This window comes from Bittarella massiliensis (ex Durand et al. 2017) (assembly GCF_009876955.1).
GTDB lineage: Bacteria > Bacillota > Clostridia > Oscillospirales > Ruminococcaceae > Bittarella > Bittarella massiliensis.
Window position 1 is genome coordinate 12,586 of the sequence record NZ_WWVY01000012.1, and the last position, 21,988, is coordinate 34,573.

Annotated in this window: 19 protein-coding genes and 1 tRNA gene; 14 read left to right on the top strand and 6 right to left on the bottom strand. The window is 65.5% G+C overall.

Features of this window, described 5'->3' with window-relative positions; translation table 11 throughout:
- Positions 1-88 precede the first annotated feature (88 nt).
- Positions 89-646 carry a helix-turn-helix transcriptional regulator gene (locus GT748_RS12420; RefSeq protein ID WP_073261277.1) on the top strand — a complete coding sequence of 186 codons (558 nt, stop codon included), beginning with the start codon at positions 89-91 and terminating at the stop codon, positions 644-646.
- A 408-nt stretch (positions 647-1,054) separates the two neighbouring features.
- On the opposite strand, the gene GT748_RS12425 is transcribed toward GT748_RS12420, so the two are convergent.
- The 3 genes from GT748_RS12425 to GT748_RS12435 all read right to left on the bottom strand — a co-directional run bounded on the left by GT748_RS12425 (position 1,055) and on the right by GT748_RS12435 (position 5,052).
- Positions 1,055-2,074, bottom strand: coding sequence for a S1C family serine protease (locus tag GT748_RS12425; protein ID WP_243148076.1), 1,020 nt, complete (start codon positions 2,072-2,074; stop codon positions 1,055-1,057).
- Between the two features lie 238 nt (positions 2,075-2,312).
- Positions 2,313-3,665, bottom strand: coding sequence for a TldD/PmbA family protein (locus GT748_RS12430; RefSeq protein ID WP_021659974.1), 1,353 nt, complete (start codon positions 3,663-3,665; stop codon positions 2,313-2,315).
- Position 3,666: 1 nt separating this feature from the next.
- Entirely contained in the window at positions 3,667-5,052 is a 1,386-nt protein-coding gene (locus tag GT748_RS12435; RefSeq protein ID WP_161213480.1) for a TldD/PmbA family protein, read from the bottom strand.
- Positions 5,053-5,282: 230 nt separating this feature from the next.
- Here GT748_RS12435 and GT748_RS15600 point away from each other — a divergent pair, with 230 nt between their 5' ends.
- The 11 genes from GT748_RS15600 (at position 5,283) to cysS (ending at position 17,727) form a co-directional block, all read left to right on the top strand.
- Entirely contained in the window at positions 5,283-6,608 is a 1,326-nt protein-coding gene (locus tag GT748_RS15600) for a hypothetical protein (protein WP_021659971.1), read from the top strand.
- Positions 6,609-6,630: 22 nt separating this feature from the next.
- Complete coding sequence (locus GT748_RS12440; protein WP_021659970.1) at positions 6,631-7,326, top strand: response regulator transcription factor; 696 nt, start codon at positions 6,631-6,633, stop codon at positions 7,324-7,326.
- 51 nt (positions 7,327-7,377) lie between these two features.
- Positions 7,378-8,862, top strand: a complete 1,485-nt coding sequence (locus GT748_RS12445) for a HAMP domain-containing sensor histidine kinase (protein WP_021659969.1) — start codon at positions 7,378-7,380, stop codon at positions 8,860-8,862.
- Positions 8,837-9,979 carry a DUF1385 domain-containing protein gene (locus GT748_RS12450; protein ID WP_052537662.1) on the top strand — a complete coding sequence of 381 codons (1,143 nt, stop codon included), beginning with the start codon at positions 8,837-8,839 and terminating at the stop codon, positions 9,977-9,979. The genes GT748_RS12445 and GT748_RS12450 overlap by 26 nt, the downstream gene beginning before the upstream one ends.
- Positions 9,973-10,827, top strand: coding sequence for a peptide chain release factor N(5)-glutamine methyltransferase (gene prmC, locus GT748_RS12455; protein WP_021659967.1), 855 nt, complete (start codon positions 9,973-9,975; stop codon positions 10,825-10,827). Before GT748_RS12450 ends, prmC begins: the two co-directional genes overlap by 7 nt.
- A 275-nt stretch (positions 10,828-11,102) precedes the next feature.
- A complete protein-coding gene (recA, locus tag GT748_RS12460; RefSeq protein ID WP_021659966.1) occupies positions 11,103-12,248 on the top strand; it encodes a recombinase RecA in 1,146 nt (381 codons plus the stop codon).
- Positions 12,249-12,251: 3 nt separating this feature from the next.
- Positions 12,252-12,896: a regulatory protein RecX gene (locus GT748_RS12465; RefSeq protein ID WP_021659965.1), complete on the top strand. Its 645-nt coding sequence runs from the start codon at positions 12,252-12,254 to the stop codon at positions 12,894-12,896.
- Positions 12,886-14,244, top strand: coding sequence for a 30S ribosomal protein S12 methylthiotransferase RimO (rimO, locus tag GT748_RS12470; protein WP_044992849.1), 1,359 nt, complete (start codon positions 12,886-12,888; stop codon positions 14,242-14,244). Before GT748_RS12465 ends, rimO begins: the two co-directional genes overlap by 11 nt.
- Positions 14,228-14,794, top strand: a complete 567-nt coding sequence (pgsA, locus tag GT748_RS12475) for a CDP-diacylglycerol--glycerol-3-phosphate 3-phosphatidyltransferase (RefSeq protein ID WP_021659963.1) — start codon at positions 14,228-14,230, stop codon at positions 14,792-14,794. The genes rimO and pgsA overlap by 17 nt, the downstream gene beginning before the upstream one ends.
- A 131-nt stretch (positions 14,795-14,925) precedes the next feature.
- Complete coding sequence (locus GT748_RS12480; RefSeq protein WP_143161651.1) at positions 14,926-15,984, top strand: M15 family metallopeptidase; 1,059 nt, start codon at positions 14,926-14,928, stop codon at positions 15,982-15,984.
- 348 nt (positions 15,985-16,332) lie between these two features.
- Positions 16,333-17,727: a cysteine--tRNA ligase gene (gene cysS, locus GT748_RS12485; RefSeq protein WP_021659960.1), complete on the top strand. Its 1,395-nt coding sequence runs from the start codon at positions 16,333-16,335 to the stop codon at positions 17,725-17,727.
- A gap of 615 nt (positions 17,728-18,342) precedes the next feature.
- Here the strand turns inward: cysS and GT748_RS12490 are convergent.
- Both GT748_RS12490 and GT748_RS12495 read right to left on the bottom strand, forming a co-directional pair.
- Positions 18,343-19,341 (bottom strand): asparaginase, encoded by a 999-nt coding sequence (locus tag GT748_RS12490; RefSeq protein WP_021659959.1) that lies wholly within the window; start codon positions 19,339-19,341, stop codon positions 18,343-18,345.
- A 435-nt stretch (positions 19,342-19,776) separates the two neighbouring features.
- Positions 19,777-20,505: an NUDIX domain-containing protein gene (locus GT748_RS12495; RefSeq protein ID WP_161222354.1), complete on the bottom strand. Its 729-nt coding sequence runs from the start codon at positions 20,503-20,505 to the stop codon at positions 19,777-19,779.
- Between the two features lie 132 nt (positions 20,506-20,637).
- On the opposite strand from GT748_RS12495, the gene GT748_RS12500 reads away from it, so the two are divergent.
- A complete protein-coding gene (locus GT748_RS12500; RefSeq protein ID WP_021659955.1) occupies positions 20,638-20,862 on the top strand; it encodes a hypothetical protein in 225 nt (74 codons plus the stop codon).
- A gap of 166 nt (positions 20,863-21,028) precedes the next feature.
- On the opposite strand, the gene GT748_RS12505 is transcribed toward GT748_RS12500, so the two are convergent.
- Positions 21,029-21,104 (bottom strand) — tRNA-Val (locus tag GT748_RS12505).
- Positions 21,105-21,465: 361 nt separating this feature from the next.
- Here GT748_RS12505 and ruvC point away from each other — a divergent pair.
- Positions 21,466-21,975, top strand: coding sequence for a crossover junction endodeoxyribonuclease RuvC (gene ruvC, locus GT748_RS12510; protein ID WP_021661278.1), 510 nt, complete (start codon positions 21,466-21,468; stop codon positions 21,973-21,975).
- Positions 21,976-21,988: the final 13 nt, after the last annotated feature.

Below are 21,988 nucleotides of genomic sequence, written 5' to 3' on the forward strand. Positions count from 1 at the left end.
TTTGCCCATCTGCCACCCCGGTTTGCTGGACGGATGGCGGCTTCACCAGCTATAATGGACAGCGAGAGAGGAAGGGGAGTGGCAAGAGATGACCTTTGGGGAAAAGTTGCAGCGGCTGCGCCGCAGGGAAGGGCTCTCGCAGGAGCAGTTGGCCGCCTCGCTGGGGGTCTCCCGGCAGGCGGTCTCCAAGTGGGAGCTGGGGGAGGCGGTCCCCGGGACCGAGAATGTGGTGGAGATCAGCCGTCAGTTCGGGGTGAGCACCGACGACCTGCTGCTGGCGGAGAGGGACCTCCCCCCGGCCGCCCCGCCCCCGGCGGGCGAACAGGCGCCCGCCGCCCGCCCCAACCGGGCCCTGCTGATCGCCGGCGTCTGCCTGGCGGCCCTGGGCGGGCTGGGGGACCTGGTGCTCTGGGTGCTCTCCACCATGATCGAGAGCGGCGTGCCCGCCGCCTCGATGGACAGCCTGGGCTGCATCTGGTACACCACCCAGCAGGTCTATGCCTTTTGGCCGTTCATTGAGGGGAACCGGCTGCAGGCAGTGCTGGGCCTCTGCACCCTCTCCCTGTTGGCGGGGGCGGCCCTGCTGGGTGCATTCCTCTGGCGCAGGCGGCAGGCGAGGGCAGCCGCCTGTAACCGGGGCGCTTGAGGAGGAGCGGTCGGAATGGAAAAGAGAGGGGGCGGAACTTCCCAAATGGGGGGGGGCCGCCCTCTCTCTTTGGCGTTTGGGGACGCCGCTGCGGCCGGGGGGAGGTCTCTCCGGACAGAGGATAGGAAAGGGTCCCTCAGCCACAGCCCACATGGTGGCCGCCCTACATTCCAACAGACGGGGGAGAGAGTCCCGTGGCCGCCTATCTCACCAATAACTGTCCCACCTCCCAGCAGATGAGAAAGTGGCCCTCGCCACCACGGAGAGAGCGCGGCTGGAAGGGCAGCGCCCATCCTCCCACAAAAAAAGGGGCGGGGGCGAACCTTCTGGGAGTTCACCCCCGCCCCCCTTGAAAAGAGGAGAAGAGAAAATGAAAAAAGTGGGAAAGCATTTGAAACGGGCTGTTTTCTAGTAGAGCTGTTGTCTGCCCTGGGGGAAGGTCTGTGTGGCGTCAGACCCGCCGTAGCTCCCCTGGCCGCTCAGATCGTCCCCGCCGCCGGCCATCAGCTTTTCGAGGATCGGCTTGGCGGTGTCGATGGGGATGGCAAATCCCAGCCCCTCGATGCCGGTGCCCGAGGATTTGGCGTTGACGATGCCGACGAGTTCGCCGTTTTTGTCAAACAGCCCGCCCCCCGAGTTGCCGGGGTTGACGGCCGCCGAGGTCTGCAGCAGGGTCATGGTCTCGCCGTCGACGGTGATGTTGCGGTCCAGGGCGCTGATGATGCCGTCGGTGACGGTGCCGCCCAACGCACCCAGCGGGTTGCCGATGGCCACCGCCAGGTCGCCCACCTCCAGGGAGGAGGAGCTGCCGAGCACGGCGGCCTGCAGGCCGCTGGCCTCGATTTTGATGACCGCCAGGTCGTTTTGCGAGTCGGTCCCCACCAGGGTGGCGGGGTGCTGGGTGCCGTCGGAGAGGGTGACGGTGATTTTGGAGGCGCCGCTGATGACGTGGTTGTTGGTGGCGATGTAGCCGTCGGCGGTGAGGATGACCCCGCTGCCGGCGCCGGTGGCCACCGACTGCTGCACCCGGCCGTAGTAGCCCTGCATCGTCTCGGTGGTGATGGCCACCACCGAGGGGGCGGCCTTGGCGGCCACCGAGGAGACGGTGCCGCTGCTTTCGCCGGTGCTGGTGTTCTGGGTGGGAACGCCCTGGTAGAGGACCGGGGAGCTGCCCGAAAGCTGCCGGGTGAGCAGGTTGCCCGCCACGGTGCCGCCAAAGCCGAAGAGGCCGGCCCCCATACAGCAGGCCGTCACCAGGGCGGCGGTCTTGGCCTTGGCCCCCATCTTTTTCCGCGCCTTCTTGGGGGGCGGGGCGTAGGGGGCGGGACCTGTGGAATAGGGGGCGTAGGGCGAATAGGGGGCCGCTGGCTGGGACGGATCGGGAGGAGGGGATGAGGGGTGCTGTTGATTCCAAAATTGGTCGTTCATGGCGGGTGGGCCTCCTTTTGTCTTGTTCGCTTTCGGTGATTCTAGGATACCGGCCCTCTGTGAAAGCTGGATGATGAAAAAATGAAGCAAAAAGGCGGATTTTGTAAAGGATCTGTTTCCGGACCCGCGAAATGGGGCGGGGGGATGAACAGGGTGTAAAGGGCGGCCCCAAGGGGCAAAAAAGCGGGCCCCGAACCGAAGCCCGGAGCCCGCTTTTCCCCTTTGCCGCCAGCGTCTGTCAGCGGCCGGAGACCGAGAGGCCGTCCACCCAGATGGTGGGGGAGCCGATCTGCCCGGCGCCGCCCGGCGCGTCGAAGGCCAGGTCGTCGGCCAGCCCCCGCACGTCCTTCAAGAGCTGGTAGAAGTTGCCCGCCACGGTGATGCCCGAGACCGGCCGCCCCAGCTGTCCGCCGGTCACCAGGTAGCCCTTGGCCTCCAGCGAGAAGTCGCCGGTGGTGGGGTTGGCCCCAGCGTGCAGCCCCTTGACGTTGGTGATGAAGACGCCCTCCCCCATCTCCGCCAACAGCTGCGCGCGGCTGCGGTCCGAGGGGGTGAAGTAGAGGTTGGTGGGGGTCACCCCCAGGGGGGCGGAGGCGCCTGCCTTGTAGGCGTTGGCAGTGGTCTCCGCCCCCAGCAGGGCGGCGGTCTTGCGGTTGTGCAGCAGGGTCTTGAGCACCCCTTTTTCAATGAGGTCCTTGCCGAAGGTGGGCACCCCCTGGTCGTCAAAGCGCCGGTGGAGGATGGCCTCCATACAGAAGGGGTCGTCCCGCAGGGTGAGGACCGGGGCGGCCACCGCCTCCCCCTCCCGCCCCTTTAAAAGGGAGAGCCCCTTCACCGCCGACAGCCCGGAAAAGACGCCGGAGAAGGTGCCCAGCAGGTCGCAGGCCACCTCGGGTGCCAGGGCCACGGCGTAGCGGCCGGTGTCGGCGGGCTCGCTGCCGATGAAGGAGAGGGTGGCCTCCACCGCCTTCTGGGCGGCGCTCGGCAGGTCGAGGGCGGAGGGGTCGGGGGCGGAAGTCACCTCGTACTCGTTGTAGGAGCGGCCCCCCTCTTTGGCGGTGGGGCCGATGACCCCCACGGCGTAGCAGGTCTCGTCGGACAGGTCCAGCCCCCGGCTGTTGTAGATGGCCCGGGTCCCGCCGCCCCAGGCGGCCTGGGCGTCGCTGACCGAGGCGATGCGGCGGTCGGCGGCGAGGCAGGCCCGCTCGGCCGTCAGCACCTGGCGCTGCAGCTGGCTGTAAAGGGCTTCGGGCTCCGAGAGGCCGTCGGTCTGGGCGGCAAAGCCCTCGGCCGGGGCGCAGATCTCATCGATGTCCGCGTTCTGGGTGGCGCGGGCGCTGTCCAGGGCGCTCTCCACCAGCCAGCTCGCCTCCTCGGGGGAGAGGACCTGGGTGGTGGCGTACCCCATCCTCCCGCCGGCGAGCAGCCGCAGGTTGACGGCGAAGTCCTGGTCGCTGGAAAAGGTGTCCACCTCGCCCTCGTGGGCGGCCACCTCCATGGTCTTGTTGCGGACGCTGTAGAGCTCGAACGCCTCCGCCCCCGCCTCTCCGGCCCGGCGGGCCACCTCTTCTTTAAATGCATCGAAGGTCATGTTATTTTCCCCCCACTGTGATCTCTCTGACGCGGATGAGCGGCTGCCCCACGTTGGTGGGCACCGAGCCGCTGGCGGCCCCGCACATCCCCTGTCCGTGGGCCAGATCCTTGCCCACCATGTCGATGTCCAGCAGCACCTGGGAGCCGGTGCCGATGAGGCTGGCCCCCCGCACCGGGGTGGTGATTTCCCCGTGCTCCACCAGGTAGCCCTCGCTGACGGCGAAGTTGAACTCCCCGGTCACCGGGTTGACCGAGCCGCCCCCCATCTTCTTGCAGTAAAGCCCTTTGTCCATGGAGCGGATGATGGCCTCGTTCTCGTCGGGCCCGGGGGCGATGAAGGTGTTGCGCATCCGCGAGACCGGGGCGTAGCGGTAGGATTCCCGCCGGCCGCTGCCGGTGGAGGGGAGTCCCATCCGCCGCCCCCCCAGCCAGTCGACCATATAGCTTTTGAGGACGCCGTTTTCGATGAGGACGGTGCGCTGGGTGGGGTGGCCCTCGTCGTCGATGTTGGTGGAGCCCCAGGCCCCGGGGAGGGTGCCGTCGTCGATGGCGGTGACCTTCTCCCCGGCGATCTTTTTGCCCAGCCGCCCGGCGAACTCCGAGTTGCCCCGGCCCACCGCCTCCGACTCGAGGGAGTGGCCGCAGGCCTCGTGAAAGAGCACCCCGCCAAAGCCGTTTTCAATGGCCACCGGCATCCGCCCGCCGGGGCACTCGGGGGCGTGGAGCATGGTCAGGGCGGTGCGGGCGGCCTCCCTGGCGGCGGCCTCCACATCCACCTCCCCGGCAAAGATCTCGTACCCGGCGCTGCGGCCGGGCCCCTCGAAGCCGATCTGGTTCTGCGCCCCGTCGGAGGCGACGGCGCTGATCCCCATCCGGGTGCGGGCGCGCCGGTCCTCGGCCCAGAGACCCTGGGTGTTGGCGATCAGCACCCGCTGCACCCGGTCGGCCAGGGTGGCGCTGACCTGGGCGATCTCCTCCCCGCAGCTGCGGGCGGCCCGGTCGGCCAGGTGGAGGAGGGCCGCCTTCTCGGCGGTCTGGACCTCGGTGGGGGAGAGGCGGCAGGGGTGCAAGTCGTCAAATGACAGGGGGACAAAGGGCTGGGGCCGCACCAGGGCGGGGCCGTCGCAGCAGGCGGCAGCGGCCTCCCGGGCGGCCTTCAAAAGCCCCTCTCTGCCCACGTCGGCGGTGGAGACATAGGTGGAGCGCAGCCCCTTGACCACCCGGATGCCCGCCCCGCGGATGTGGTTTCGCAGGGCGTTTTCGATTTTTTGGTCGATGAGGTTGACCGAGTGGGTGTGGGTGTCCTCCCAAAAGAGCTCGGCAAAATCCGCCCCCTGGGAACAGGCGGCGGCCAGCACCTCCTCCACCAGGGCGGGGGAGGGCAGTTGAAAACGGCGATCGGACACGGCGTATTACCTCCTTTGGCGCCCGCCGCAGCGGGGCGGGCAGGTGATTTGTACCATCGTCTGTTATTATAGTCAAAATTGTGCTAAAATACAAAGCGAATGAGCGCCCTTGCCGCCGGAAGGGGGATTGTAACCAAACGGTAACCCAATCGGGGCGGCGGGTGTGCTACAATACCGACAGAGGGACGAAACCGGAGGAGGGATGACCTGTGGCCCACAAAAACCGCCTGTCGAGGCGGGTCCTGCCGCTGCTGTTGGCGGCGCTTTTCTGCCTGAGCGGCTGTACCTTCGGCCTCTCCGCCTCGGTGGAGGACTTGATGAAGGCCCCCCTCTTTTCCAAGGAGCAACAGGCCATCATCCAGGCGCTGAACCGGGGAACCAAGGGGGAGATCAAGCTCAGCTACCCCAAGGAGGGGGCGTACCGCACCCCCGTCGTCCTCTTCGACATCAACTCCGACGGGGTGGAGGAGGCGCTGGCCTTCTACACCGAGAAGGACAAGGTCAACGTCCACCTGGCGGTCCTGCAACTGCAGTCGCACGAGGACGGGGAGAGCGAGTGGAACATCGTCTTTGACCAGGAGGGGCGGGGCAACCAGATCGGCTTTGTCCGCTTCGACCACATCAGCCACCTCTCCTATTACAACATCCTGGTGGGGTGGAACGTCTTTGGCGAGAGCAACAACAGCCTGGCCATCTACGGCTACCAGCAGGGGGAGGACGGCGAGCACATCGTCGAGTTCATGAGCCGGGAGTACGAGCAGTTTATCTGCGAGGACATGGACGGCGACTACTTCTCCGAGCTGGTCTTCCTCTCGGCCTCCCGCACCGAGGAGGGGGTCAAGGCCGCGGTCTACAAGGATGTGGGCCGCTCGGCGGTGGAGAAGGTGACCGAGCAGACCCTGGACCCCCGCATCGTCGCCGTGCGAAAGCTGGCGGTGGGCAGCGGGGAGAGCGGCAAACTGCTCTACATCGACGGGCTGACCAAGGAAAACCTGCTGGCCACCGAGGTGCTGGCCTACCAAAACGGCGTTTTGAGCCTGGTGCAGCGGGAGGCGGTGGTGAGCCAGAGCCAGCGCCAGAAGACCGAGCTGTACAGCCAGGACATCGACCGGGACGAGAAGGTCGAGGTCCCCATCTTTACCGCCGACAAGAAGGCCAGCCTGGTGCAGATGCGCCCGGCCTCCGGCTACCAGGTGGACTGGTACGAGGTGGGGGAGAAGCGGTTTGTCTACGACCGCACCACCTATGAAAACGAGGTCTACAAATTCCGGCTGACCCTGCCCGCCCAGTGGCAGACCGGGGTCACCTTTGAGAGCAACCTGGACAACACCGTCATCACCTGCAAGCGGGGGGATGCGGTCCGCTTCTCCATCCTCCGCCTCCCCCGGGACGAGAGCGCCCAGAGCTACCAGTCCTCCGGCTTTGAAAAGATCGGCAGCAGCGGCAACTACATCTACTACTGCAAGCCGCAGGAGGACAGCAACCGGGAGTCGATCCTCAACGTGGTCAAGAGCGGGTTTTCCATTCTCAACTAACGACAGACAGGAGGGGCTTTGCGTGGCAAAAAAGACGATTTTGGTGGTGGAGGACGAGGAGAACATCCGCGAACTCATCTGCCTGAACCTGCAAAAATCGGGGTTTGAGGTGCTGGAGGCCGGCACCGGCGAGCGGGCGCTGGAGGTCTTTGCCGAGCGGGGAGAGGGCATCGACATGGTGATGCTGGACATCATGCTCCCCGGCATCGACGGGCTGAGCGTCTGCCGCCAGATCCGCGAGAAAAACAGCGCGGTGGGGATCATCATGCTCACCGCCAAGACCCAGGAGATGGACAAGATCAGCGGGCTGATGCTGGGGGCGGACGACTACGTCACCAAGCCCTTCAGCGTCTCCGAGCTGATGGCCCGGGTGGACGCCATCTACCGGCGGGTCTCGCTGCAAAACAGCCGCCCCCAGGAGGAGCTGGAGGTGGGGCCCTTCACCCTCAACCTCAAGAGCCGGATGCTCTTCAAGAGCGGGCAGCCGGTGGAGCTGACCCAGGTGGAGTACCAGATCATGGAGCTGTTCCTGAAAAACCCCGACGCGGTGTTGGGGCGGATGGAGATCTTGCAGAAGATCTGGGGCGACAACTACTACGGCGACGACAAGATCATCGACGTGAACATCCGCCGGCTGCGGATGAAGATCGAGGAGGAGCCCTCCCACCCCCGGCACATCAACACCGTCTGGGGCGTGGGCTACCGGTTCAAAGCGTAAAGAAGGCCCGCCCCGCCGCCGCGCGGGGCCCGGGCGCGAAGGGGAGTTTTCATGCAGAGCGTAACCAAGCGGTGGATGCTCAATTTTCTCACCATCATCGTCGTCATCCTCACCGTCGTCATGCTCCTCATCGTGGTGGGGGTGCGGGAGTTTTACTACTCCAGCGCCCAGCAGGTGCTGACCTCCCGCATCGAGGTGATGGTCAACGCCATCAAGTACCGCACCAGCGACGCCCTCACCCCCCAGGAACGGGTGGAGCAGGTGATCACCGGCTTTGAGGAGAAGACCAAATACGAGGTGATGGCCCTGGACCGAAACGGCGCCCCCACCGTCACCTCCAGCGGGTTTTACCCCGGCGACACCTTCACCGGGGTGGACTACGCCCGCGCCCTGCAGTCGGACAACGGCTATGGGGTCTACACCGGCCGGGCAAAGGACGCGGGGAACGTGATGTCGGTGTGCTATGTGTCCGACAGCCTGGGGGACGGCGTGGGCGGCATCCGGCTGGTCTGCGACCTCTCCCTGGTGGACGGGGAGATCTTCAAGACCGCCCTCTTCTTCCTCCTCTTCTCCACGGTGGTGGTCCTCTTCGTGGTCCTCTCCAGCACCTACTTCATCCGCTCCATCGTCACCCCGATCGGGCAGGTGGGGGTCATCGCCACCAAGATCGCCTCGGGGGATTTCAGCGTCCGCCTCAAGACCCAGCACAACGACGAGATCGGCCAGCTGTGCAACATCATCAACTACATGGCCGACGAGTTGCAGAAGGCCGAAGAGGTGAAAAACGACTTCATCTCCCAGGTCTCCCACGAGCTGCGCACCCCTCTCACCGCCATCAAGGGCTGGGGGGAGACGGTCCTCGACGCCGACCCGGTGGAGAACCGGGACACGGTGGAGCGGGGCATCCACGTCATCCTCAGCGAGACCGACCGCCTCTCGGGGATGGTGGAGGAGCTGCTGGACTTCTCGCGGATGCAGAGCGGCCGGCTGACCCTGGTGCTCTCGAAAATCGACGTCCTGGCCGAGCTGGAGGACGTGCTCATCATGTTCGGCGAGCGGGCCAAGCGGGAGGGGGTCACCCTAGAGAGCGAGCTGCCCGAGTTCGTCTCCCCGGTGTTCGGGGACAAAAACCGGCTGCGGCAGGTCTTTGTCAACATCCTCGACAACGCCCTCAAGTACAGCGAGAAGGACGGGACCATCCGCACCTCGGCGGCCGAGGAGACCGGCTATGTGGTCATCCGCATCGCCGACACCGGCCTGGGCATCCCCCGCAGCGACCTGCCCCGCATCAAGGAGAAGTTCATCAAGGGCTCCAACAGCCGCCGGGGCACCGGCATCGGCCTGGCGGTGGCCGACGAGATCATCGCCCTGCACAAGGGCCTTCTGACCATCGACAGCACCGAGGGGGAGGGGACGACCGTCACCATCTCCATCCCGGTGATGGACAAAAAGGTGGATTCCACCACCATGCAGATCGCAAAAATAGATGAAGAGGAGATACGGCGTTATCGTGAACAGCAACAACGGGACAAATAGCGGGCCCCGCCGCACCAAGATCGGCGGGCAGGCCCTGATGGAAGGGATCATGATGCGGGGGCTGGACTGTTACAGCGTGGCGGTCCGCCGCCCCGACGGGGGGATCGAACTGGAGGTCAAACCCGACAAGCACCTGGCGCGGTGGTACAGCCGGGTGCCCTTTGTGCGGGGTATCTTCAACTTTGTCTCCACCCTGGTGCTGGGCTACACCTGCCTGATGCGCTCGGCCGAGATCTCCGGCGCCCTGGACGAGGAGGAGCCCCCCAAGGCCCCCGCTCCGGCGAACGAGGGGAGCGGCGAAGGGGAGAGCGCCCCGCCGACCGGCGCGGGCGAGGAAGCGCCCCCGGCATCCCCCGCCCCGGTGGGCGAAGGGAGCGCGCCGGAAGGGACCGGCAGTGGGTTGGAGAGGCCCTCCTCCCCGGCCGCCGCCCCCGCCGGGGAGCGGCCCGCGCCCCTACATACCGCCGCCCCGGCGGCGGAGGAGAAAGAGGAGAAGGGCCTGGGGGCCGGCTTCTCGGTGGCGGTCAGCGTGCTGGCGGTCTTTTTGGCCCTGGCCCTCTTCATGGTGCTGCCCACCGCCATTGTGGGGGGACTGGGCAAGCTGGTGGAACTGGGCCGCTGGCGCACCCCGCTGGAGGGGCTGGTCAAGCTCTGCATCTTCCTGGGGTACATGGCCCTGGTCTCGCGGATGAAGGAGATCCGGCGGATGTTCGAGTACCACGGGGCCGAGCACAAGACCATCGCCTGCTACGAGCACGGCGAGGCCCTGACGGTGGAGAACGTCCGCCGCCACCGCCGCTTCCATCCCCGCTGCGGCACCAGCTTCCTGCTGATCGTCATCCTGGTGAGCATCCTGGTCTCCTCCTTTGTCTCCTGGCAGAGCCTCTGGCTGCGCATGGCGCTGAAGGTCCTCCTCCTGCCGCTGGTGATGGGCATCTCCTACGAGATCATCAAGTACGCCGGCGGGCACGACAACCTCCTCACCAAGGTCCTCTCGGCCCCCGGCCTCTGGCTGCAGCGCCTCACCGTCAAGGAGCCGGACGACTCGATGATCGAGGTGGCGGTGGCCGCCATGGAGGCCGTCATCCCCCAAAACGGGGAGGACGACCGGTGGTAGAGCCCTGCACGGTCCGCGCCCTCTGGCGGGAGGGGGAGGCCCTGCTGCGGGAGCAGGGGGTGGACGCCCCCAAGTTCGACGCGGCCGAGCTCCTCTGCCACGGGGCGGGCTTTTCCCGGGGCGAGCTGCCCCTGCACCTGCGTGACGAGCTGTCCGCGGCTGCGGCCCGGCGGGTGCGGGCCCTCTTTGCCCGCCGGGCGCGGCGGGAACCGCTGCAGTACCTGCTGGGCTGCTGGGCGTTTTACGGCCACCCCTTCCGGGTGGGGGAGGGGGTGCTCATCCCCCGGCCGGACACCGAGTGCCTGGTGGAGGCGGTGCTGGCCCGGGCCCCCCAGGGCCCCTGCACCATCGCCGACCTCTGCAGCGGCAGCGGCTGCATCGCCGTCGCCCTGGGGGCCGCCCTCCCCCAGAGCCGGGTGCTGGCGGTGGAGAAGAGCGGGCGCGCCTTCGACTATCTGCAGGCCAACATCCGCCTGAACAGGGTCGCGAACGTCTGGCCGGTGCGGGGGGATGTGCTGCGCTACCAGGGGGTCTGCCCGCCGCTGGACGTGCTGGTGGCCAACCCCCCCTATATCCGCCCGGAGGAGATGGAGACCCTCTCCCCCGAGGTGCGCGCTGAGCCGCGGGAGGCGCTGGAGGCCCCCGAGCGGGGGCTGGCCTTCTACCGCCACTTTGCCGCCGCCTACCGCCCGGTCCTCCGCCCCGGGGGGCTGCTGGCGGTGGAGATCGGCTGCGGCCAGGGGGCCGAGGTCTGCGCCCTCTTTCGCGGCCAGGGGTACGAGGGGGTCACCTGCCTGCAGGACCTGGGCGGCCTGGACCGGGTGGTGCTGGGCAGGCGCCCGAAATAGGGGAGGGAAGGGAGCTGCGGCAGGGCCGCGGCCCTCTTTTTTTGCCCTTTGGGGGGCGGGCGGCCCGGGGACACCGGTTTTTTCTGCCAGGGGCGGCAAAGGCCGCTGAACGCTTGCGGCAGCGGGAGAAATGCAGTATAATAGCTCTGTAATGGCAGTCGCGGCCCGGGCGGCGCGGCCGTCGTTTTTGGAACTGCTGTCTGCGCCATGCCCGCCCCGGCGGGAATGGTTCTATTTTTATCAACAGAGTGAACGAACGTTTGGGAGGACGATCCATGGCGGAAAAGAACAAGGCCAAGGAGACGGCTCAGGAGAGCCGTCAAAAGGCGCTGGAAACAGCTCTGGCCAACATCGAAAAACAATTTGGCGCGGGCGCTGTCATGCGCCTGGGCCAGCACTCCACCCTGAACATTGAGGCCATCTCCACCGGCAGCCTGTCGCTGGATATGGCCATCGGCGTGGGCGGGGTGCCCCGGGGCCGGGTGGTCGAGATCTACGGCCCGGAGAGTTCGGGCAAGACCACCGTGGCCCTGCACATCGCCGCCTCCGCCCAGAAGGAGGGGGGCACCGCCGCCTTCATCGACGTGGAGCACGCCCTCGACCCGGTCTACGCCGCCGCCCTGGGGGTCGACATCGACGCCCTGCTGGTCAGCCAGCCGGACACCGGTGAACAGGCCCTGGAGATCTGCGAGGCGCTGGTGCGCTCCGGCGCCATCGACGTGGTGGTCATCGACTCGGTGGCGGCCATGGTCCCCAAGGCCGAGATCGAGGGGCTGATGGGCGACAGCCACGTGGGGCTGCAGGCCCGGCTGATGAGTCAGGCCCTGCGCAAGCTCACCGGCATCATCGGCAAGACCAAGTGCGTGGCGGTCTTTATCAACCAGCTGCGCGAGAAGATCGGCGTCATCTACGGCAACCCCGAGACCACCGCCGGCGGCCGGGCGCTGAAGTACTACGCCTCGGTGCGCATCGACGTGCGCAAGGCCGAGACCCTCAAGGTGGGGGGCGAGTTCGTGGGCAACCACACCAAGGCCAAGATCGTCAAGAACAAGGTGGCCCCCCCCTTCAAGATCGCCGAGTTCGACATCATGTACGGCACCGGCATCTCCAAGGAGAGCGAGATCCTCGACATCGGCGTCAACATGAACATCATCCAGAAATCCGGCGCCTGGTTCAGCTACAAGGGCGAGCGGCTGGGCCAGGGCCGCGACAACGTGAAGAAGTACTTTTTGGAGCACCCGGAGGTGGCCCAGGAGATCGAGGCGACCATCCGCCAGAACGCGGCCGAGGCCGAAAAGTCGCTGATGCCCAAAAAGCCCGCCGCCCCGGCGGCCGTCCCTGCCCCTGCCTCAGCCCCCAGCGCCACCCCTGCCCAGCCCGCCCCCGCCGTGATGGACATCGACATCGAGGTGGAGGACTAGGCCATGCCCGAGTGCGGCGAGATCACCGGGCTGGAAAAGACCAAGCGGGGCCGGTACAGCGTCTTTGTGGACGGGGAATTCCTCTGGTCGCTGGACGGGGAGACCCTGCTCAAGAGCCGGGTGCGCCCGGGCGCGGTACTGGAATACGCCTATTTGGAAGAGGTCAAGGCCCAGTCCGACGCCGTGGGCTGCCGGGAGAAGGCCCTGACCCTGCTGGGCCAGCGGGCCTACGCCCGGGGGGAGCTGGTGGAGCGGCTCTGCCGCGACTGGCCCCGCCCCACCGCCCGCCAGGTGGTCGCCCAGCTGGAGGAGGCCGGGCTGGTCAGCGACGGCGACTACGCCTTTCGCCTGGCCGACGAACTCTACCGCTATAAGCACCTCTCCCGCCGCTTCATCGAGCTGGAGCTGCAAAAGCGGGGGATCGACCCCGCGCTCTGCCGGGAGGTGCTGGACGCCGGCGGCTTTGACGACGGCGCCAGCATCCGCGCCCTGCTGGAACAGAAGTACGCCGCCCGCCTGGGCGACCGGGCGCAGCGGCAGAAGGTGCTGGCCGCCCTGGCCCGCCGCGGGTTTGGCTACGGCGACTGCCGGGCCGCCATGGAAGAATACGACACCGATTACGAGACAGGAGACCCTTATGTCGATTAATGTGGGAATGGTCTCGCTGGGCTGCCCCAAAAACCAGGTAGACGGCGAGATCCTCTTAAACCTCATCCAACAAGATCCCGAGTTCGCCCTGCAGGGCGACCCCGAACAGTGCGACGTGGTGCTCATCAACACCTGCGGCTTCATCGACGACGCCAAGCAGGAGTCCATCGACACCATCCTCGAGTTCTGCGCCCTCAAAGAGACCGGGCGGCTGCGGTGCGTCATCGTCACCGGCTGCCTGGCCCAGCGCTACAAGGAGGAGATCCTGCGGGAGATCCCCGAGGTGGACGGGGTGGTGGGCATCGGCTCCAACGCCGAGATCGTCTCCATCATCCGGCGGGCCCTGGGGGGCGAAAAGGCCCAGTCCTTCGGCAGCGAGTACGACCTGCCCCTGGGGGGCGGCCGCATCCTCACCACCCCGGCCCACTACGCCTACCTGAAGATCTCCGAAGGCTGCTCCAACCGCTGCACCTTCTGCGCCATCCCCTACATCCGGGGGGACTTTCGCTCCCGCCCCATCGAAGAGGTGGTGCAGGAGGCCGGTGAACTGGCCGATTTCGGGGTCAAAGAGCTGATCGTCATCGCCCAGGACACCACCCGCTACGGGGAGGACCTCTACGGCGAGCCCAGCCTGGCCCGGCTGCTGCGGGAGCTGGTCAAGCTGCCCTTCCGCTGGATCCGGCTGATGTACTGCTACCCCGACCGGATCACCGACGAGCTGCTCTCCATCATCCGCGACAGCGACAACATCGTCAAGTACATCGACATCCCCCTGCAGCATACCAACCGCGAGGTGCTGCGGCGGATGGGCCGCAAGGGGGACGACCGCTGGGTGCGCTCGGTCATCGAGCAGATCCGCCGCGAGGTCCCCGGGGTCTTTATCCGCACCACCCTGCTGGCCGGTTTCCCCGGCGAGACCGAGGAGCAGTTCGAGGAGCTCTGCCGGTTTGTGGACGACATGCGCTTTGAGCGGCTGGGCTGCTTTGCCTACTCCCAGGAGGAGGGGACCCCCGCCGCCCGGCTGGACGGCCAGCTCGAGGAGGAGGAGAAGCGGGCCCGCGCCCAGCTCATCATGGACAAACAGACCCTCATCATGGGCGAGTACTGCCAAAAGAAGGTGGGCGCCCAGGTCGAGGTGATGGTGGACGGCTACGACCCGGAGGAGTTTTGCTATGTGGGGCGCACCCAGTACGATGCCCCCGAGATCGACGGCACCGTCCGCTTCTCCTCCGAGCGGGAGCTGGAGCCCGGCGAATTTGTACAGGTGCTGGTGGAGGAGGCCGACGACTTCGACCTCTACGGCCGGCTGATCGAGGAGGGGGGGAACGGCGATGAACCTGCCCAATAAGCTCACGGTCCTGCGGATGTGCATGGTCCCCTTCTTTGTGGCGGCCCTGCTCTGGCAGGGGCTGTGGCAGAACAGCTTCATCGCCCTGGTGCTCTTTGCCGCGGCCTCCCTCACCGACCTGTTGGACGGCCAGTTGGCCCGCAAAAACGGCCAGGTCACCACCTTCGGCAAGTTTCTCGACCCCCTGGCGGACAAACTGCTGGTGGTCTCGGCCATGATCTGCTTCATCGACATGGGGCTGGCCCACAGCGTGGCGGTCCTCATCGTCATCGCCCGCGAATTTGTGGTCAGCGGCATCCGCCTGGTGGCCGCGGGCGAGGGGACGGTCATAGCTGCCAACATTTGGGGCAAAGTAAAGACGGTGGCCCAGATGGCGGTGATCATCGGGGTGCTGCTGCTGTTGGGGCTGGGGCAGAACGGCCTTCTCCCCGCGGGGATCGACGTCCCCCTCATCAGCAACATCGGCATGTGGCTGGTGGCGGCGCTGACGGTGATCTCCGGCGCAACCTATGTGGTGGACAACATCGGCTGCATCAACGCCACAAAATAAAAAGACCTGTTTTTTGGAATTGCAGAATGAAATGGAATAATTTTCCATTCGCCTAGTGAAAGCGCCAAAAATCGGGGATAAAATGGGAACTGGGAAGCGGAAAACGGGGTTTATAACAGCTTATGAAGAGAATGCGCAGGAACGAAAAAGTATATAAAAGAAGACGGATCGCCGTGGCCTGTGTGGCGGCTGTGGTGGTGCTGGCGGCGGCTGTGGGGCTGACCCTGCTGCTCCACCCGTCCCCCCACTTCACCTTTGACGGGGAGAAGGCCGCCGCCGGTACCATCACCGTCTCCTCCGCCGACATCAGCGGGGAGCTGGGGCGGGTCAAGGCGTACGACTGGCTGGGAAAAGAGCGGCCGGTGCAGTGTCCCGAGATCGGCTTTGCCGGGCCGGGGGAATACCCCCTGACCCTCACCGCCGAAGACGGCCTGGGCAAACAGGCCCAGTTCACCCTGACGGTGGTCTGGGAGGCGGCCCCCGAGGCCCCCACCGAGCCGGAGGAGGAGCCCGAGACCCCGTCCGGCGGGGAGGGGAGCAGTTCCTCCTCCCAGGGGGGGCAGTCCTCCGGCGGGAACACCGGCGAGGTGGTCTATTCCGGCGGGATCGTAGAGCCCGCCTCCATCACCCCGGAGGTCATCTCCAACCCCTCCGCCATCACCGCCATCGTCAACAAATACCACGCCCTGCCCGAGGGATACACCCCCAGCGACCTGGTGGCCATCACCACCAACTGCGGCAAGAACCTGCAGCTGCGCAAGGAGGCGGCCGAGAGCTGGGAGCAGATGATGGAGGCGGCCAAGGCCGACGGCATCACCCTCAAGGCCGTCAGCGCCTACCGCACCAAGGACTACCAAAACGGGCTCTTCACCCGCTACACCAGCCAGTACGGCAAGGAGTACACCGCCCAGTACAGCGCCTATCCCCGCCGCTCGGAACACGAGCTGGGGCTGGCCCTGGACATCAGCAACACCGCCGGCATCCCCGACAACTTTGAGACCACCGCCGAGGGCAAATGGCTGATGAAAAACGCCCACAACTACGGTTTCATCCTCCGCTACCCCGAGGACAAGGTCAAGATCACCCAGTACGGCTACGAGCCCTGGCACTACCGCTACCTGGGCAAGGACCTGGCCGAGACCCTCTACAAGAGCGGCCAGACCTACGAGGAGTACCTGGGGGTCAAATAGCAAATTGAATGACGCGACATGCGATGACGCGGGAAAGAGTACCCGGCATGAGAGGGCGGCGACAGAGAGGCGCGCAGCGAGCTGAGAGCGCGCCGGCCGCACCCGCCGGGGAAGGTGCCCCCGCCAGCACGCGGGCCGAACACAGGGGAGCGATCCCCCGTTCAGTAGGCCGGCGCGGTTTGGCCCCGTTAGCGGCCTCAAGAGCGAGAAACAGAAGTGGAACCGCGGACTTTTGGTACCCAAAAGCCGCCTTCGGTCGAGCGCCGGTGGACCCGGCGCCGCCGGAGGCGGCTTTTTTGATAGAAAAGACGACAAACCCGATTGCGAGAGAAAGGGAGAAGGGCTTTTATGAAAATTTTCAACACCCTCACCAGACAGAAAGAAGAGCTGAAAACCATCACCCCGGGCCAGGTCAAAATCTACGCCTGCGGCCCCACCGTCTACAACTACATCCACATCGGCAACGCGCGGCCCATCTGCGTCTTTGACACCCTGCGCCGGTTTTTGGAGTACATCGGCTACCAGGTGACCTTTGTGCAGAACTTCACCGACATCGACGACAAGATCATCCGCAAGGCCAACGAGGAGGGGAGCGACTTCGCCCAGGTGTCCGAGCGCTTCATCGCCGAGTACAAGGTGGACGCCCAGGGCCTGGGGGTCAGAGAGGCCACCTATCACCCCAAGGCCACCGAGAACATCCAAAACATCATCGACCTGATCTCCTCCCTCATGGACAAGGGCTTTGCCTACCGCGCCGAGAACGGGGACGTCTACTTCCGGGCGGCCCGGTTCGACGAGTACGGCAAGCTCTCTCACATGCCGCTGGAGGATCTGGAGGCCGGGGCCCGCATCAGCGTGGGCGAAATCAAAGAGGACCCTGTGGACTTTGCCCTCTGGAAGGCCGCCAAAGAGGGGGAGCCCTACTGGGAGTCCCCCTTTGGCAAGGGCCGCCCCGGCTGGCACATCGAGTGCTCGGCCATGGCCAAACACTACCTGGGCGACACCATCGACATCCACTGCGGCGGGCAGGACCTGATCTTCCCCCACCACGAAAACGAGATCGCCCAGTCCGAGTGCGCCAACGGCTGCGCGTTCGCCCACTACTGGATGCACAACGGCTACATCAACATTGACAACCGCAAGATGTCAAAATCCCTGGGCAACTTCTTCACCGTCCGCGAGGTGGCCGAGCAGTTCGGGTACGAGCCCATCCGCTTTATGATGATTGCCGCCCACTACCGCAGCCCCATCAACTACAGTGTCGAGGTCATCAACCAGTCCATCTCCGCCCTGGAGCGGCTCTACAACTGCCGGGACGAACTGGACTTCGCCCTCTCCCAGGCGGGGGCAGAGGGGAGCGACGCCCTGCAAAAGGCCGCGGACGAGGCCAAGGAGAAGTTCATCGCCGCCCTCTCGGACGACCTGAACACCGCCGACGGCATCGCCGCCCTCTTTGACCTCTGCAAGGAGATCAATCTCCGCCTCAACGGGGAGGAGCCCCAGCAGAAGGCCGCCCTGGAGCACGCCGCCCAGATTTTTGACGAGTTGGCCGGGGTGCTGGGCCTGCTCTACAACCGCAAGAAAAACGAGGTCACCCCCGAGATCCAGGAGCTGGTGGACCGCCGTCAGGCCGCCCGCAAGGCCAAGGATTTCGCCGAGGCCGACGCCCTGCGCGACCAGTTGGCCGCCATGGGGGTCACCCTCAAAGACACCCCCGAAGGGGTGCAGATCATCATCAAATAGCCCCGCAGGATAAAGGGCAGAAGAAAGGCGCTGGGATCGCCCGATCCCAGCGCCTTTTTTGTTTTGTCAGCTTTTGCGAAAAGCAGCCTCCGGCGAAGCCGGGGGAGAGGAGTTGGGTCCCAGCGCAAAGCGAGGCGAGAACCGATTGGCAGACAATTGCCCGTTTGTGGGCCGTGGGGCAGGAGAGAAAGGGAAGGGGATACAGGCGGCAGGGTTTTCAACGCTTGTTGAGAAGGTTGTTGGCCTGGTGCCCTTCTAGGGCGTTCTCGCGTTCCCGGTTTTGCCGGGGGCGAGGGCACTGACTTGAAAAAACGGCGGGGCGGGACAATTGCCCCCTTCCCATTGAGGCGGTGTATGCGGCGGCGTTTTGAGAGGCCCTCGGCAGAGGACAGCCGGCCAAAATCCTCTCCGCACGTTTTGGCGGGCGTCCGTCAAGGCCCTTCGGCAGCGGCGCGGTGAAACGAGACCCTGCCGCCCCGCAACCGCGGCGGCAGGGGGAAGGGCGGACCTGGACGGTTGCAGAAAAGCACATCCCTTTTCAACCGCCCTCTTCGCCCCCCGCACCGGTCGCTGCCAGATGGCCGCCACTCTTCTTGTGCGGACAGGGCGGAAAAATCAGTCCAGGGTGATCTCCCCGGCCAGGTCGGTCTCGAAGAAGGCCCGCACCTGGGCGGGGTCCTGGGTCTGGCCCAGGGCCCAAATCAGCTTGGTCACCGCCGCCACCGAGGTCATGTCCCGGCCCTGAATGACCCCCTTTTCCAAAATCCGCTTGCCGGTCTCGTAGACGGAGAAGTCGCTGGCCTCGTAGAGGCACTGGCTGCAGACCACCACCGAGATGCCGGCCTCGGTCACCTTTTGCAGCTTGCTCACCAGATCCCGGTGGATGAAGTGCAGCCCGCCGATGCCGAAGGCCTCGATGACGATGCCGCGGTAGTCCATCCCCAGCAGCATGTCGAAGATGTCCGGGTTGAAGCCGGGGGTCAGCTTGATGAGGATGACCCGGCAGTCCAACTGGTCTTTCAGCTGGCAGAGCCCGGCCGCTGGCCGCACCACCGAGGGGTTGATGCGCAGCCCGCGGGAGTCCACCTTGGCGGCGTAGGGGCAGTTGACGCTCTCAAAGGCGTCAAAGCCGGTGGTGCGCACCTTCACCGCCCGGCAGCCCAGGGACACCTTGCGGTTGAAGCAGAGGAAGATGCCCGGCTGTCCGCTGGCGGCCATGGCAAAGGCGTCGCGCAGGTTTTCCCAGGCGTCGGAGAGGGGGTCGGCCAGGGGGAGCTGGCTGCCGGTGAACACCACCGGGATGGGGATCTGCGGCAGCATAAAGCTCAGGGCCGAGGCGGTGTAGGCCATGGTGTCGGTGCCGTGGGTGATGACGATCCCGTCATATCCTAGGTGCCGCTGGTAGACCCGGCGGGCGATGACCTGCCACTCCTCCGGCTGGATGTTGGAGGAGTCCAGGTTGAGCACGTCCTCGCTCTCCAGCTGGTACTGCTGCACCGAGGGGGCGATGCGCGACAGCAGTTCCCGCCCGTCCGCCGCCGGGGCGAGCCCGTGTTCGGTGGGGGCCGAGGCGATGGTGCCCCCGGTGGAGAGGAGGAGGATCTTCTTTGACATGTTCAAAAACCCCTTTTCAGGTGAGATGTGGGCCCTGCCCTTGCCCCCACCGCTGCCGGTGGGAGCGACGGGGCGAAGGGCAAAAGGCAAAAAAAGAGAGGGGAACGATCTTCCCCTCCATTTTACATGGGGCCGCCGGCCATTGCAATGGCGGCGGAGAAACCCCTTCCTTTTTAAAGGGAAGGGGGGATTTGGCTCATTTTTCTTCGGTTTTTGAGGAAGAAGTCCCGGCCCTCCCGGTGGGCCATCCGTCGCAGGAGCTCTTCTTCCCCCACAAATTCCAGGGCGTCGGTCTCGCTGTCGGTTGGAACCAGACTTTTGACCGGTATGGCGCGCCAAAGCGATGCGGGCCCTCTTGTCCGGCAAGGCTTCAGCGTTTGCTGCCGCCGGCGGGTGGGGGGAAAAGGGAAAGGAGGGGGCAAAAGCCACCCCAATTTAAAGGGAAGGGGACTTTGGCTCATTTTTCTTCGGTTTTTGGGGAAGGGGTCCCGGCCCTCCCGGTGGGCCATCCGCCGCAGGAGCTCCTCTTTCCTCCACAAATTCCAGAGTGTCGTTCTCGCTGTCGGTTGGAACCAGACTTTTGACCGGTATGGCGCGGCAAAGCGATGCAACCCTCTTGCCCGGCAAGGCTTCAGCGTTTGCTGTCGCTGGCGGGTGGGGGCAAAAGAGAAAGGAGGGGGGCAAAAGCCACCCCAATTTAAAGGGAAGGGGACTTTGGCTCATTTTTTTCGGTTTTTGAGAAAGAAGTCCCGGCTCTCCCGGTGGGCCATCCGCCGCAGGAACTCCTCTTTCCTCCACAAATTCCAGGGCGTCGATTTCGCTGTCGGCGGGCGACAGAGGGGTCCGGCCGGTGTAGCGCAGCAAAAACATCCGGGTCTCCTGCCCGGTAAAGCCCAGACGCGCCGCCATCTCCGGTGGGAAGGAAAAGGAGATGGGCTCTGCGAAGGCGGCCTCCAGCACAAACGCCCGGCTGCCGGTCTCCTCCCACAGCTCCCGCCAGAGGGCCTCTTCGGCCCCCTCTCCCGGCCGAACGCCCCCTTTGACAAACCCCCACTCGGGGGGGATGGCACCATCGCCCTGCCGGGCGTCCACCCGCACCTTTCGCGCCAGCAAAAACCGGCCCGCCCGATCCCTGACAATGGCTCCCACCGCCTGTCGGATCACCGCATCCGCCTCCTTTTTTATAAAAGATACCGGACCGGCTGCCGGTCTGTCAAATTTTCTCGCCGGCGGGGGTATAACGGGGCGATTTTGGGGCAATGCTCTCTCTGTCAACAAGAGAAGGGGGAAGCGAACATGCAGCAGTACATAGAGGACAGGGACCGGGCGCTCTTTTCACTGGACCGTCGGCGGATCGAGGCCTACGCGCAGAAATACCAAATTTCCCTGCCGGGGGACAGCCGCTCCTTCTGGGCGGTGGTCTACAAGGCCATCCTCCAAATCGAGGGCGCGCCGGCGGGTCTGCGCCGGGCCGCCCAGGCGTGGCTGCGGTGCTGGGGGTACCGCGGGGCCGCAGCCTAGGCGCTTTAACTGGGCAAGGAGCAAGGGACAAGAGAAGGGGAGAGGGAAGAGGAAAAAGAAAAAAGGGGGCCGCCCGGACAAGTGTTTGTCCGGGCGGCCCCCTTGGCCGTCGGCGGAAAATGGGCGCAAAAAAATGCCGCCCCCGCTATTGCAGGAACAGCACCCCTGGTGGACGATGAGGGACTCGAACCCCCGACTTCCTGCACGTCAAGCAGACACTCTACCAGCTGAGTTAATCGTCCATATGACCTTTGTCCATTCGGAAAAAGAACAGAACCAGATTGTTAAAAGAACTTTAACGTCTCTTGTCCTGTGGTTGAAATTATAGTACAAGGCGGCGAAAAAAGCAAGTCCTTTTTTTCATTTTTTGCAACTTTTTTTGGCGGGGTGGGCGCGCCCCCTTTCCCGGGCTGCTCTGAGGGGGGCGGGGGATCCGGGGAGAAGGCCGGCGCGGGACGCCCCTTGCCCCCCTGCGGGCCCACCCGCCGGGCGGGGGAGGGGGCTTCTCGCTTCCCTTGGGACAGGGCCGCTTTTCCGGTTGTTGCGCCGGGGAGTTTGTGCTATACTGATACCGTTCAAATTCTAAGATGGAGAAGTGTGCGTATGAAGATTCTGGGCATTGACCCCGGCTATGCCATCGTGGGCTACGGGGTGGTGGAGTACCGGGCCAACCGCTTTACCACCCTGGACTACGGGGCCATCCTCACCCCGGCCCACACCCCCTTCGGCGGGCGGCTGTGCACCATCTACGAGGAGATGTGCCGCATCCTCGACCTCCATCGGCCCGACTGCATGTCGGTGGAAAAGCTCTACTTCACCAACAACAAGACCACCGGCATCGACGTGGCCCAGGCCCGGGGGGTGGTCCTCCTGGCGGCGGCCCAGCGGGGGGTGCCGGTGGCCGAGTACACCCCCATGCAGGTCAAACAGGCGGTGGTGGGCTACGGCAAGGCCGTCAAGAGCCAGGTGATGGAGATGACCCGCGTCCTCCTCAACCTGAAGGCCGTCCCCAAACCAGACGACACCGCCGACGCCCTGGCCGTGGCCATCTGCCACGCCCACAGCTCCGGCTCCCTGTTGCAGGCGGCCATCGCCCGCCAGGGGCGCAGATAGCAAACCGTCCATT